Genomic DNA, 13,848 nt, shown 5'->3' with positions numbered 1-13,848 from the left:
GGGACCGCCCGGCGAGGCGCTCGCGGCAGACGCCCGTGCCCGCGACTGCCGGTCCGCACCGACATTAGGTGGCCGGAGGGCGACTGCGAAGTGTACGTTTCATCCATTCGAGCGAGTGAGAATGGAGGGAACGCACACAATGCCGGACCCGTCCGCACCGGCCGCGCCAGCCGTCGTCCCGCCCACCCCGCCGGTCCCGCTGGCGGCGCTGCTGGCCCGGGAGGACCTGGCCCTGCGGCAGATCGCCGGTCCGTCGGGGCCCGGGGTCGTCATCCACGGAGCGCACACCTCGGAGATGTCCGATCCCTACCCGTATCTGCTGGGCGGCGAGCTGCTGCTGACCGCGGGCGTGCACATCCCGGAGGCGGCGGGCTCGGACGGGGGTGCCCCCGGCGGGGGGAAGCCGGGACGGGGGGACTATTTCGACGACTACGTCGCCCGGATCGTGGCGGCGGGCGGCGCGGCACTCGGCTTCGGTGTCGCCCCGGTGCACGACACGGTCCCGCGGGCCCTGGCCGCGGCCTGCGAGGCGTACCGGCTGCCGCTCGTCGAGGTCCCGCCGCAGACGACGTTCTCGGGCGTGGCCCGGGCGGTCTGGCAGCTGATGGCCCAGGCCCGGCTGGCCGAGCTGCGCCGGGTCACGGAGGCCCAGCAGGGCCTCGCGTCCGCCGCGTCCCGCCCCGACCCGGTCCACGCGGTGCTGCGTCAGCTGGCCCGGCGTCTGGGCGGCCGGGCGTCCCTGTACGGCCCCGACGGCACGGAGATCGCCTCCGCGGGCCGCGCCCCGGGGGACGACGTCCGCACGGCCCTGGACCGGCTGACCCGGGTGGTACGGCCCGTCACGGACGGTCCCCGCCCCGCCCCGGACCAGGCGGACCGAGACCAGGCCCCGAGGTCCCGGACCCCCGAGCCGAGCCACCCGCACCCGGCGCCGACGGATCCCGCGCCCACGGGTCCGGCCGCCGCGGGCCGGGCGCCTGCGACGCGCACAGATCCTTCGGACGCCCCCGCTCAGGCCGCGGACCCGGGCCGCGCCTGCTCCGGTGGCCGCACCCTCGCGCCCGCCGCTTCCTCCGGCCCCGCCGCCGGCCGGTCCGGGCCCGCCTCCGCGACCGATGCGCTGGGTGGTACCCATCTCGCCGCCTACGCCCTGGGCAACGGGCAGGGGTTCGTGCTCGGGGTGGCGGTGCCCCGGCGGGAGGCCGGCGATCACACCATCGCCTCCGTGGCCGCCGTCCTGTTGTCGCTGCTCACCGGGGAGCAGCAGAGCGGCACCGGGGCGGCGCGCTCCTCGGCGCTGGTCCGGCTGCTGCTCGGCGCGGCGCCGGACGACGTGGCACCGCTGCTGGGCGACGGACGGTGGCTCGTCGTGCACGCCCGCCCGCAGTCCCAGGCGCCGGACCCGGTCGCCGGTTCCGCGCTGGGCGCGGCACTGGGCTCGGCGCTGGTCGACGTGGACCGTGAGGTCGTACGGGTGCTGGTGCCCGCCGGCCGCGAACCCGCCCCGCAACCCGGCTGGACCCTCGGCGTCAGCGCCCCGGCCGCCCCGCACGCGTGGCCGTCCGCCGACGCCCAGGCGGCCCGCGCCCTGGCCCGTGCCCGTGTCACCCGTACGGCGCTGGTCCGCCACGGCGGCCGGACCGGACTTGACGGGCTGGTCCCGGCGGGCGAGGCGGAGGGGTTCGCCCGCGAGCTGCTCGCGCCGCTCGCCGGCCGGCCCGCGCTCGCCGACACCCTGCGCACCTGGCTTTCCCTGCACGGCAGTTGGGACCGCACCGCGGTCACGCTCGGCGTGCACCGCAACACCGTGCGGCAGCGGATCGGGCGGTGCGCGGCCCTGCTCGGCACGGACCTCGACGATCCCGATGCCCGCATGGAGCTGTGGTTCGCGCTGCGACACCGGTGAGTGACCCGCGTCCCAGCGTGCGATACACCAGGGGAATCGCACGGCCCGCTGCCCCACAATGGGGGGCATGCCGATACCCGGGACACCCAGCCGCGCCGAGCTTGTCGACCACCTAGTGAGCACCCGTATCGCGGGCGATGTCGCCACCCCCCGCGAGAACAACCTCTCCCACTACCGCAAGCTGGCCAACGGCGACCGCAATTTCTGGCTCGGGCTGGAGCTCGGGGACCGCTGGCAGGACGAGCAGGACGTGCTTGCGGTGATGGCGGAGCGGGTCGGCGTCAACGACGACGCCGAGTACCGGTACGGACAGGACACCATCGACCCCGAGTTGACGGTCGACGCCCTGGGCCGGCTGGCCCTGCGGCTGCGCAAGGCGGCCGACGGACGGCAGCGGGTGCTGTTCGCCACCGGCCACCCCGGCGGTCTGCTCGATGTGCACCGGGCCACGGCCGCCGCGTTGCGCGCCGCGGGCTGTGAGGTCGTGGTCATCCCGGACGGGCTGCAGACGGACGAGGGATACGTCATGCAGTTCGCGGACGTGGCGGTCCTGGAGCACGGCGCCACGCTGTGGCACACCCACTCCGGCGAGCCGATGCGGGCCATTCTGACGGGACTTGAGCGCGAGGGGCGCCCGCTGCCGGACCTGGTCGTGGCCGACCACGGCTGGGCCGGGTACGCAGCGCAGCACGGCCTCGACTCCGTCGGGTACGCCGACTGCAACGACCCGGCGCTGTTCCTCGCCGAGTCGGAGGGCACGCTCCAGGTGGCGGTGCCGCTCGACGACCACGTCCTCAGCCCGCGCTACTACGACCCGATGACGGCCTATCTGCTGACGGAAGCGGGCCTGGCCCAAGGCGATTGACGGATCGACCGACTCCGGACGCAACGATGTGCGGCCCCGATGAGGGAGCCGCACATCGCGCTATGTGCGTGATCGGTCAGCGTCCGCCGCCGTGGCCGCCACCACCACCGTGACCGCCGTAACCGCCACCGTGGCCACCGTGACCGCCACCGTGACCGCCGCCATGGCCGCCACCGTGACCGCCACCGTGACCGCCGCCATGACCGCCACCGTGACCGCCACCGTGACCGCCGCCGTGACCGCCACCGGCGTCGCCGTAGCCGGCGTAGTGGCTGGAGTATCCGGAGTCGACGTGCGACGGGGCCGCCGAAGCAGTGCCTGCTGCGCCGATCGCGGCGCCACCGGCCATCAGGATGCCGGCAGCGGACACCACGAGGAGACGCCTCGTGCGTTGTGCTCGCATGGGAATGCCTTTCCTTCCATCGTCTCGCGCGCCTCTCCTGAGAGGACGAGCGAGGGGATGGCCGCAGCCGCCAGGAAAAGAAGGTGCGGCGCGGTCTCTGGCTTCACCGCTTGGATATGAAGAGCACGTCTCGGTGCCGATGCCGCCAGGTCGGACCACGCGGTACGCGTGGGCGAGATCAACGACCGGAGTTCCGCGTCTCGGGAACTTCAACGGCACGGGGCGTGCCCTGTTTTGCGGCTCGCCATTCAGCCTAGTCCGGCCCCAGAGGATCGGCACCTCGGGCAGGACATCAAAACCTTTGACGCCGACACGGGCCGTACGACCAGCGGTTCAGCCCGCCGGACCCGGTGAGTTGGCCGCCGAGCGGTCCGCCCGCAGCCAAGGCCGAGCGCCGACGAGTCCGCCATGACGGGCGCCCCGAACCGGCCCGGTCCAGAGGCGACGGCCCCGGCCGACGGGGAGGCCGCGCCCACCAGCCGTGCGCCCTGTCCCCGGTCTCACCTGGGTACGCGGACCACGCCTTCCTGGATCACCGAGACGGCGAGCCGGCCGTCCTGGGTGTAGATCCGGGCCTGGCCGAGCCCGCGGCCGCCGTGCGCGGACGGTGACTCCTGGTCGTACAGCAGCCATTCGTCGGCGCGGAACGGCCGGTGGAACCACATCGCGTGGTCCAGCGAGGCCCCGACCACATCGCCGACGGCCCAGCCGCCGCGGCCGTGCGCGAGCAGCACGGAGTCGAGCAGCGTCATGTCGGAGACATAGGTGGCGAGGACGACGTGCAGCAGGGGCGCGTCGATGTCGCCGTCCAGCTTGCCTTCGGTGCGGAACCACACCTGGGAGTGCGGCTCGCGCGGAGCGCCGTAGCTGCCGTAGGGCGGCTCGTCGACGTAGCGCAGGTCGACCGCCTCGCGCGCCTCCAGGAGCTTCTCCACGATCCGCGCGTCGAGGTGCGGGTGGCCGCGCAGCCGCTCCGATGCGGTGGGCAGCGTCTCCGGGTCGGGTGCGGCGGGCATGGGCGCCTGGTGTTCCAGTCCCTCCTCGTACGTCTGGAAGGACGCCGAGAGGTGGAAGATCGGCTGCCCGTGCTGGACCGCGACCACCCGGCGGGTGGTGAAGGAACGGCCGTCGCGGATGCGGTCGACGGTGTAGACGATGGGGGCGCCGGGGTCGCCGGGCCGCAGGAAGTACGCGTGCAGGGAGTGCGCGTGCCGGTCGGCCGGGGCGGTGCGCCCTGCGGCGACCAGCGCCTGGGCCGCGACCTGCCCGCCGAAGACGCGCGGGACGACGGATGGCCTGGACTGACCGCGGAACATGTCCTGTTCGATCCACTCGAGGTCGAGCAGATCGAGCAGCGACTGAAGTGCCTGACTCATGAGTCAGTTGTATCCTGCACTCTTTTCGTGAACTTGCCGGGGACCTTACAGGCCCATGTCCTTGGCGATGATCGTCTTCATGATCTCGCTGGTGCCGCCGTAGATGCGGTTGACGCGGTTGTCCGCGTACAGGCGGGCGATCGGGTACTCGTTCATATAGCCGTAGCCGCCGTGCAGCTGGAGGCAGCGGTCGATGACGCGGTGCGCGACCTCGGTGCAGAACAGCTTGGCGCTCGCGGCCTCGGCCGGGGTCAGCTCGCCGGCGTCCAGGGCCTCCAGGGCGCGGTCGACGACCGCCTCGGCGGCGTCCACCTCGGCCTGGCAGGCGGCCAGCTCGAACTTGGTGTTCTGGAAGTGGGCGACGGGCTTGCCGAAGACGACGCGCTCCTGGACGTACTGCTGGGCGAACCGGACGGCCGCCCTGGCCTGCGCGTAGGCACCGAAGGCGATGCCCCAGCGCTCGGAGGGCAGATTGGCGCCGAGGTAGTGGAAGCCCTTGTTCTCCTCGCCGAGCAGGTCCTCGACCGGGACCTTGACGTCGACGAACGCCAGCTCGGCGGTGTCGGAGGTCTTCAGGCCGAGCTTGTCCAGCTTGCGGCCGACGGAGTAGCCCTCGGACTTGGTGTCCACCGCGAACAGGGAGATGCCGAAGCGGCGGTCCTCGGCCGTCGGCGCGGAGGTGCGGGCGCAGACGATGACGCGGTCGGCGTGGACGCCGCCGGTGATGAACGTCTTGGCGCCGTTGAGGACGTAGTGCGTGCCGTCCTCGGAGAGCCTGGCGGTGGTCTTCATGCCCGCGAGGTCGGAGCCGGTGCCCGGCTCGGTCATCGCGATCGCCCACATCTCGTCGGCGGAGACGAACTTCGGCAGGTAGCGCTTCTTCTGCTCGTCGGTGGCGAGCATCTTGATGTACGGCAGGGCGAGCAGCACATGCACGCCGGAGCCGCCGAAGCTCACGCCCGCGCGGGCGGTCTCCTCGTACTGGATCGCCTCGAACTTGTGCGACTCCAGCCCGGCGCCGCCGAACTCCTCCGGGACGTTGATGCCGAACAGGCCCAGCTCGGCGAGCTTGTAGTAGAACGCGCGCGGGGCCTGGCCGGCGGCGAACCACTCGTCGTACACCGGCACGACCTCGGCCTCGATGAAGGCGCGAAGGGTCTCCCGGAACGCCTCGTGATCCTCGTTGTACACCGTACGGCGCACGCGCCACCTCCACGGACCTCGACATGTCTAAGCGCTTGCTCAGATACCACGGTACCGGTGAGTACGGACCCCGTCCAGGGGATCCCTGGGGTAACCCTCATCACGCCCGGCGCTGTTCAGTCCGCCCCCGCCGCCGCGAACGCCCCCCGGGCCATGCGGTGCAGCAGGGCCGCCGTCGTCGCGCGGCCCGGCAGGGAACCCGGCCGGCCCAGGTGCGGGGTCGAGTTCAGCAGGCCGAAGACCGAGTGGACCGCGGAGCGCGCGGCCGGTTCGGCGAGCCCGGGATACGCCGCGCGCAGCGCCTCGACCCACAGCTCCACGTACTGCCGCTGGAGCTGGCGCACCAGCTTGCGGTCGCTGTCCCGGAGGCGGTCCAGCTCACGGTCGTGCAGGGTGATCAGGGGACGGTCGTCGAGGGCGAAGTCGATATGGCCCTCGATGAGGGAGTCGAGGACCGCCATGGGACCGGCCGCGCCGTCGGCCTCCGCCAGGCGCCGCTTCGCCCCGGTCAGCAGCTGCCCGCTGATCCCGACCAGCAGCTCCGCGAGCATCGCGTCCTTGCCCGCGAAGTGCCGGTAGAGACCGGGACCGCTGATGCCGACCGCGGCCCCTATCTCGTCGACCCCGACGCCGTGGAAGCCGCGCTCGGCGAACAGCCGGGCGGCCTCCCTGAGGATCTGCTCGCGACGGCCGGCGGCGCCGGTTCTGGTGACCATGGCAGCAATTCTAGACAGCAGGGTTAGCGCTCGTTAACCTGGAAGAAATGGTTAACGCTCATTAACAGTCGACCACTGGGTGAGGGGACCGCAGGATGCTGGAGGCACCGGAGCTGACGAGCGCGGCAGACCCCGCGTCGGAGGCCTGGCGGGCCAATGAGCAGGCGCACCGCGCGCTCGCGGAGGAGCTGCGCGGCAAGCTGGCCGCGGCCCGGCTCGGCGGCGGCGAGCGGGCCCGCGCCCGGCACACCGCGCGCGGCAAGCTGCTGCCGCGGGACCGGGTGGACACGCTGCTGGACCCCGGGTCGCCGTTCCTGGAGCTGGCACCGCTCGCGGCCGACGGGATGTACGAAGGGCAGGCCCCGGCGGCCGGGGTGATCGCCGGGATCGGCCGGGTCGGCGGCCGGGACTGCGTGATCGTCGCCAACGACGCCACCGTCAAGGGCGGCACCTACTACCCGATGACGGTGAAGAAGCACCTGCGGGCGCAGGAGATCGCCCTGGAGAACCGGCTCCCGTGCCTCTACCTCGTCGACTCCGGCGGCGCCTTCCTGCCGATGCAGGACGAGGTGTTCCCGGACCGTGAGCACTTCGGCCGGATCTTCTACAACCAGGCGCGCATGTCGGGCGCCGGCATCCCGCAGATCGCGGCCGTCCTCGGATCCTGCACCGCGGGCGGCGCCTACGTACCGGCGATGAGCGACGAGGCCGTGATCGTGCGCAACCAGGGCACCATCTTCCTGGGCGGCCCCCCGCTGGTGAAGGCCGCCACCGGCGAGGTCGTCACCGCGGAGGAACTGGGCGGCGGCGAGGTCCACGCGCGCGTGTCAGGCGTCACCGACCACCTCGCGGAGAACGACGCGCACGCGCTGCGAATCGTCCGCGACATCGTCGCCACGCTCCCCGCACGCGGGCCCCTGCCCTGGCAGGTGGCACCGGCCGCCGAACCGAAGGTGGACCCGTACGGGCTCTACGGCGCGGTGCCGGTCGACCCGCGCACCCCCTACGACGTCCGCGAGATCATCGCGCGCGTGGTCGACGGTTCACGGTTCGCCGAGTTCAAGGCGGAGTTCGGGCAGACCCTGGTCACCGGCTTCGCCCGGATCCACGGCCACCCGGTCGGGATCGTCGCCAACAACGGCATCCTGTTCTCCGAGTCGGCCCAGAAGGGCGCCCACTTCATCGAGCTGTGCGACCAGCGCGGGATTCCGCTGGTGTTCCTGCAGAACATCTCCGGCTTCATGGTCGGCAGGGACTACGAGGCCGGTGGCATCGCCAAGCACGGCGCCAAGATGGTCACCGCCGTCGCCTGCACACGCGTGCCCAAGCTGACCGTGGTCGTCGGCGGTTCGTACGGCGCCGGGAACTACTCCATGTGCGGCCGGGCCTACTCCCCGCGCTTCCTGTGGATGTGGCCGGGCGCCAAGATCTCCGTCATGGGCGGGGAGCAGGCCGCCTCCGTCCTCGCCACCGTCAAGCGGGACCAGCTGGCGGCCCGGGGCGAGTCCTGGCCCGCCGAGGAGGAGGAAGCCTTCAAGGCCCCGGTCCGGCAGCAGTACGAACGCCAGGGCAACGCCTACTACGCCACCGCCCGGCTCTGGGACGACGGCGTGATCGACCCGTTGGAGACCCGGCAGGTGCTGGGTCTGGCCCTGACCGCCTGCGCGAACGCCCCGCTGGGCGAGCCGCGGTTCGGCGTCTTCCGGATGTGAGGGGACCGAAGACGATGTTCGAGACAGTCCTGGTGGCCAATCGCGGCGAGATCGCGGTGCGCGTGATCCGCACGCTGCGCGCGCTGGGCGTGCGCTCGGTGGCCGTGTTCTCCGACGCGGACGCCGACGCGCGCCATGTGCGCGAGGCCGACACGGCGGTGCGGCTCGGTCCGCCGCCCGCGGCCGAGAGCTATCTGTCGGTGGAGCGGCTCTTGGAGGCCGCCGCCCGCACCGGCGCACAGGCCGTCCACCCCGGGTACGGCTTCCTCGCCGAGAACGCGGACTTCGCGCGCGCCTGCGCACAGGCGGGGCTGGTGTTCATCGGCCCGCCGGCCGACGCCATCGCCCTCATGGGGGACAAGATCCGCGCCAAGGAGACGGTGCGGGCGGCCGGGGTGCCGGTCGTCCCCGGCTCCAGCGGGAGCGGCCTGTCCGACGCCCGGCTCGCCGCGGCGGCCCGAGAGATCGGCATGCCGGTGCTGCTGAAGCCCTCGGCGGGCGGCGGCGGCAAGGGCATGCGCCTGGTGCGGGAGGCGTCCGCGCTGGCGGACGAGATCGCCGCCGCCCGGCGCGAGGCCCGCGCCTCCTTCGGCGACGACACGCTCCTCGCGGAGCGCTGGATCGAGCGGCCCCGGCACATCGAGATCCAGGTCCTGGCCGACGAGCACGGCAACGTGGTGCATCTCGGCGAGCGCGAGTGCTCGCTGCAACGCCGGCACCAGAAGGTCGTCGAGGAGGCGCCGAGCGTGCTCCTCGACGAGGCGACCCGGGCGGCGATGGGCGCGGCTGCCGTGCAGGCGGCCCGCTCCTGCGGCTACCGGGGCGCGGGCACGGTGGAGTTCATCATGCCGGGCGGCGACCCGTCGTCGTACTACTTCATGGAGATGAACACCCGGCTCCAGGTGGAGCATCCGGTCACCGAGCTGGTCACCGGGCTCGACCTGGTGGAGTGGCAGCTGCGGGTCGCCGCGGGCGAGCTGCTGCCGCTCGCGCAGCGGGAGATCCGGCTGACCGGGCACGCGATCGAGGCCCGGATCTGCGCGGAGGACCCCGCGCGCGGGTTCCTGCCGTCGGGCGGCACGGTGCTGCGGCTGCGCGAGCCGCAGGGCGACGGAGTGCGCACCGACTCGGGGCTCAGCGAGGGCACCGAGATCGGCAGCCGGTACGACCCGATGCTGTCCAAGGTGATCGCGTACGGCCCTGACCGGGCGACGGCGCTGCGCCGGCTCCGTGCGGCCCTGGCGGAGACGGTCACGCTGGGCGTGCCGACCAATGCCGGCTTCCTCCGCCGGCTGCTGGCCCATCCGGCGGTCGTGGCGGGCGAGTTGGACACCGGGCTGGTCGAGCGGGTGGTGGCCGGCCTGGTCCCGGCGGAGGTACCGGAGGAGGTGTACGAGGCGGCGGCGGCCGTCCGTCTCGACGCGCTGCGGCCCGCCGGCGACGGCTGGACGGACCCCTTCTCGGTGCCGAACGGCTGGCGGCTCGGCGGGGTGCCCCGGCCCGTCTCCTTCTCCCTGCGGGTGACCGACCCCGTGGAGTACACCCCGCGCGGCACCCACACCGTCACCGACGACCAGGTGTCCGTGACCCTGGACGGCGTCCGTCACACCTTCTACCGGGCGGGCGACTGGCTCGGCCGCGACGGTGACGCCTGGCCGGTGCGGGACCACGATCCGGTGGCCGCCTCGCTCACCCGGGCCGGGCTCGCGGGCGCCGACTCGCTCACCGCGCCGATGCCCGGCACGGTCACCGTGGTGAAGGTCGCCGTCGGCGACGAGGTGAGCGCGGGCCAGAGCCTGCTGGTGGTGGAGGCGATGAAGATGGAGCACGTCGTCTCGGCCCCGCACGCGGGCACGGTCACCGAACTGGACGTACGGCCCGGCAGCACGGTCGCCATGGACCAGGTGCTGGCCGTCGTCGCACCGCACGAGGAGGCGGCGGAATGAGCGCACCGGGACTGCCGATGGTCGTACCCGCGCAGGATCTGCCCGAGCGGGTGCGGATCCACGAGGTCGGCCCGCGCGACGGGCTGCAGAACGAGAAGTCGGCCGTGCCGACCGAGGTCAAGGCGGAGTTCATCCACCGGCTGGCCGACGCGGGCCTGACCACCGTCGAGGCGACGAGCTTTGTGCGCCCCGAGTGGGTGCCCCAACTGGCCGACGCGGAGCAGTTGTTCCCGCTGCTCGGCGATCTGCGCGGGGTCGCGCTCCCGGTGCTCGTGCCCAACCGGCGCGGCCTGGACCGGGCGCTGGCGCTCGGCGCCCGCCGGATCGCGGTGTTCGCCAGCGCCACCGAGTCCTTCGCGAAGGCCAACCTCAACCGCACGCTGGACGAGTCGCTCGCGGTGTTCGAGCCGGTGGTGCGGCACGCGAAGGACGAGGGCGTGCATGTGCGCGGCTATGTCTCCATGTGCTTCGGCGACCCGTGGGAGGGCGCGGTCCCGCTGCACCAGGTCGTGCGGGTGTGCCGGGCGCTGATGGCCATGGGCTGCGACGAGCTGAGCCTGGGCGACACGATCGGCGTGGCGACCCCGGGCCACGTCCTGGAACTGCTCGCCGCGCTCAACGAGGAGGGCGTGCCGACGAACGTCCTCGGCGTGCACTTCCACGACACCTACGGCCAGGCGCTCGCCAACACGTACGCGGCGCTGGAACACGGCGTCACGACGGTCGACGCCTCGGCCGGCGGCCTGGGCGGCTGCCCGTACGCCAAGTCCGCCACCGGGAACCTCGCCACCGAGGACCTGGTGTGGATGCTCCAGGGCCTCGGCATCGAGACCGGGGTCGATCTGGGCCGGCTCACCGCCACGAGCGTGTGGCTGGCCGAACAGCTCGGCCGGTCGAGCCCGTCCCGCACCGTCCGCGCCCTCTCCCCCAAGGACCAGTGATCAGCATGGACCACCGTCTCAGCCCCGAGCTGGAGGAACTCCGCCGCACGGTGGAGGAGTTCGCGCACGACGTGGTGGCGCCGAAGATCGGCGACTACTACGAGCGGCACGAGTTCCCGTACGAGATCGTCCGCGAGATGGGCCGCATGGGTCTGTTCGGGCTGCCGTTCCCGGAGGAGTACGGCGGCATGGGCGGCGACTACCTGGCGCTGGGCCTGGTCCTCGAGGAGCTGGCCCGGGTCGACTCGTCCGTGGCCATCACGCTGGAGGCCGGGGTCTCGCTGGGCGCGATGCCGGTCCATCTGTTCGGCACCGAGGCGCAGAAGCGCGCGTGGCTGCCGCGGCTGTGCGCGGGCGAGATCCTGGGCGCGTTCGGGCTCACGGAGCCGGACGGCGGCTCGGACGCGGGCGCGACGCGCACCACGGCCCGGCTCGACCCGGACACCGGCGAATGGGTGATCAACGGCTCGAAGTGCTTCATCACCAACTCGGGCACGGACATCACGGGTCTGGTGACGGTCACTGCGGTGACGGGCCGCACCCCGGACGGCAGGCCGCTGATCTCCGCGATCATCGTGCCGTCCGGCACCCCGGGCTTCACGGTCGCGGCCCCGTACTCGAAGGTCGGCTGGAACGCCTCGGACACCCGCGAGCTGTCGTTCGTGGACGTCCGGGTCCCGGCGGCCAACCTGCTCGGCGAGGAGGGCCGCGGCTACGCGCAGTTCCTGCGGATCCTCGACGAGGGCCGCATCGCCATCGCGGCGCTGGCGACCGGTCTCGCGCAGGGCTGTGTGGACGAGTCGGTGAGGTACGCCAAGGAGCGGCATGCCTTCGGGCGGCCGATCGGCGCCAACCAGGCCATCCAGTTCAAGATCGCGGACATGGAGATGAAGGCCCACACGGCCCGCCTCGCCTGGCGGGACGCGGCCTGCCGGCTGGTGGCGGGCGAGCCGTTCAAGAAGGAGGCGGCGCTGGCCAAGCTGTACTCGTCGACGATCGCCGTCGACAACGCCCGCGACGCCACCCAGATCCACGGCGGCTACGGCTTCATGAACGAGTATCCGGTGGCCCGGATGTGGCGCGACTCCAAGATCCTGGAGATCGGCGAGGGCACGAGCGAGGTGCAGCGGATGCTGATCGCCCGGGAGCTGGGCCTGGCGGGCTGACCCGGCGTCCGGTGCGCACGGCCGGCGGAAGGCTCGGGTGGGCCCGTGTGGCGCCGGTCACCCGCGATCACCCCTTGGGGGGAATCTGAGGTTAGGCTAACCTAATCTCGACCTCGGTTCAGTGATCCCTAGCACGAAGGCGGAGCCCGCCCATGTCGAACGCCAGATCCGCCCGCCTCTCCCGTCGTGGACTGCTCGCAACCGGCGGCGCCCTCGGCCTCGGCGCCGCGCTCGCGGCCTGCGGCGACGGCGACGCGAAAAGCGACGACGCGGGCAGCGGGGCGAGCGCCGCGTCCGGCCCCTGGACCTTCAAGGACGACCGCGGACAGACCGTCAAGGCCGACAAGGCCCCTGCGGCCATCGTGGCGTTCGTCGGTGTCGCCGCCGCGCTGTACGACTACGGCATCCAGGCCAAGGGCGTCTTCGGTCCGACCACGACCAAGGACGGCAAGGCCGACGTCCAGGCCGGCGACATGGATGTCAGCAAGGTGACCGTCCTCGGCAACGAGTGGGGCCAGTTCAACATCGAGAAGTACGCGTCCCTCGCCCCCGACGTGCTGATCTCCACGATGTTCGACGACGCGGGCACCCTCTGGTACGTCCCGGACGAGTCGAAGAAGAAGATCGAGGCCGTCGGCGCCCCGAGCGTGGGCATCTCGGTCTACGACCGCCAGCTCACCGAGCCGTTGCAGCGCATGCTCGCGCTCGCCGAGTCCCTCGGCGCCGACATCACGTCGAGCAAGGTCACCGACGCCAAGAAGCGGTTCGAGGAAGCGGCCGCCCGGTTGCGTGCCGCCGCCAAGGCCAAGCCCGACATCAAGGTGATGGCGGGTTCCGCGAGCCAGGACCTGTTCTACGTCTCCGGCAGCGACCTCTCGATCGACCTGGAGTACTTCAAGGCCCTCGGCGTGAACTTCGTCGAGCCCCCGGAGCAGGCGAAGGCCCAGGGCGGCGGCTGGTACGAGTCGCTCAGCTGGGAGAACGTCGACAAGTACGACGCGGACATCATCATGATGGACAACCGCACCTCGGCCATCCAGCCCGCCGACATCACCAAGGCCACCTGGAAGAAGCTCCCCGCGGTCAAGGCCGGCCAGGTCATCTCCCGCAACCCCGAGCCGATCCTGTCGTACGACAAGTGCGTCGCCCTGCTCGACGCCCTCGCCGAGGCCATCGAGAACGCCAAGAAGGTCAGCTGACGCAAGCCCGTCGGGGGCGCCGGGCGACCCGGCAGCGTGCGGGCCGGCTGCGGCTCCTCGCGCGGTAGCCCCGCGCCCCGGAGGGCTGCCCTCCTGCACGACGGCCCAGGAACCCCCGCTGAAGCGAGACCGCGCGCGGGGGCGTCCTGCGGCGGGCCGGGCGCGAACTGCCGTACGGCGTCCGGGCGGTGACGCGCCCCTCCGCCCTGCGCGCGCCGCGACTCCCGCGGCCTCACCACCGTTTCCTCGACTTCGCCACGCACGGCGCCGAGCCGGGCACAGCGGGCCCCGCCTGCCACGATGGCCGACCACCGCACGATCCGCTTCCGCGCGCCCGAGGACACCGATCCGGTCGTGCCGCGCGGGGCGACGGGACCGCGATGCCCGCCGCCCCGGCCGTCCCGAGTCCCCGCCG

At 72.7% G+C, this 13,848-nt stretch carries 11 protein-coding genes; 7 read left to right on the top strand and 4 right to left on the bottom strand.

The window, feature by feature from the left end:
- The first annotated feature begins 139 nt into the window (after positions 1-139).
- Together CTZ28_RS08215 and CTZ28_RS08210 are read left to right on the top strand one after the other, a co-directional pair.
- Positions 140-1,906 carry a helix-turn-helix domain-containing protein gene (locus CTZ28_RS08215; protein ID WP_259471506.1) on the top strand — a complete coding sequence of 589 codons (1,767 nt, stop codon included), beginning with the start codon at positions 140-142 and terminating at the stop codon, positions 1,904-1,906.
- A 67-nt stretch (positions 1,907-1,973) separates the two neighbouring features.
- Entirely contained in the window at positions 1,974-2,771 is a 798-nt protein-coding gene (locus CTZ28_RS08210) for a phosphatase (protein ID WP_121888601.1), read from the top strand.
- Between the two features lie 60 nt (positions 2,772-2,831).
- On the opposite strand, the gene CTZ28_RS46865 is transcribed toward CTZ28_RS08210, so the two are convergent.
- The 4 genes from CTZ28_RS46865 to CTZ28_RS08190 all read right to left on the bottom strand — a co-directional run bounded on the left by CTZ28_RS46865 (position 2,832) and on the right by CTZ28_RS08190 (position 6,469).
- On the bottom strand, positions 2,832-3,017 hold the full coding sequence (locus tag CTZ28_RS46865; RefSeq protein WP_183154301.1) for a hypothetical protein: 186 nt from the start codon (positions 3,015-3,017) through the stop codon (positions 2,832-2,834).
- 657 nt (positions 3,018-3,674) lie between these two features.
- Positions 3,675-4,550 carry an acyl-CoA thioesterase gene (locus CTZ28_RS08200; protein ID WP_121888599.1) on the bottom strand — a complete coding sequence of 292 codons (876 nt, stop codon included), beginning with the start codon at positions 4,548-4,550 and terminating at the stop codon, positions 3,675-3,677.
- A 45-nt stretch (positions 4,551-4,595) separates the two neighbouring features.
- Positions 4,596-5,753, bottom strand: a complete 1,158-nt coding sequence (locus CTZ28_RS08195) for an acyl-CoA dehydrogenase family protein (RefSeq protein ID WP_121888598.1) — start codon at positions 5,751-5,753, stop codon at positions 4,596-4,598.
- A 116-nt stretch (positions 5,754-5,869) separates the two neighbouring features.
- Positions 5,870-6,469: an SACE_7040 family transcriptional regulator gene (locus tag CTZ28_RS08190; RefSeq protein ID WP_121888597.1), complete on the bottom strand. Its 600-nt coding sequence runs from the start codon at positions 6,467-6,469 to the stop codon at positions 5,870-5,872.
- A gap of 95 nt (positions 6,470-6,564) precedes the next feature.
- Between CTZ28_RS08190 and CTZ28_RS08185 the strand changes: the two genes are divergently transcribed.
- From CTZ28_RS08185 to CTZ28_RS08165, 5 genes are all read left to right on the top strand, one after another.
- A complete protein-coding gene (locus tag CTZ28_RS08185) occupies positions 6,565-8,181 on the top strand; it encodes a carboxyl transferase domain-containing protein (protein WP_121888596.1) in 1,617 nt (538 codons plus the stop codon).
- Positions 8,182-8,195: 14 nt separating this feature from the next.
- Positions 8,196-10,127 (top strand): acetyl/propionyl/methylcrotonyl-CoA carboxylase subunit alpha, encoded by a 1,932-nt coding sequence (locus tag CTZ28_RS08180; protein ID WP_121888595.1) that lies wholly within the window; start codon positions 8,196-8,198, stop codon positions 10,125-10,127.
- Entirely contained in the window at positions 10,124-11,068 is a 945-nt protein-coding gene (locus CTZ28_RS08175) for a hydroxymethylglutaryl-CoA lyase (protein WP_121888594.1), read from the top strand. The genes CTZ28_RS08180 and CTZ28_RS08175 overlap by 4 nt, the downstream gene beginning before the upstream one ends.
- A gap of 5 nt (positions 11,069-11,073) precedes the next feature.
- The gene (locus CTZ28_RS08170; RefSeq protein WP_121888864.1) at positions 11,074-12,234 is read left to right on the top strand and encodes an acyl-CoA dehydrogenase family protein; all 1,161 of its coding nucleotides are present in this window, start codon (positions 11,074-11,076) and stop codon (positions 12,232-12,234) included.
- Positions 12,235-12,386: 152 nt separating this feature from the next.
- Positions 12,387-13,433: an ABC transporter substrate-binding protein gene (locus CTZ28_RS08165; RefSeq protein ID WP_121888593.1), complete on the top strand. Its 1,047-nt coding sequence runs from the start codon at positions 12,387-12,389 to the stop codon at positions 13,431-13,433.
- Positions 13,434-13,848 lie beyond the last annotated feature (415 nt).

The organism is Streptomyces shenzhenensis, assembly GCF_003688995.1.
In the GTDB taxonomy this organism is placed as follows: Bacteria; Actinomycetota; Actinomycetes; order Streptomycetales; family Streptomycetaceae; genus Streptomyces; species Streptomyces shenzhenensis_A.
Note: the sequence above shows the minus strand (reverse complement) of the source record. Positions and strands in the feature narration are given on the sequence as shown.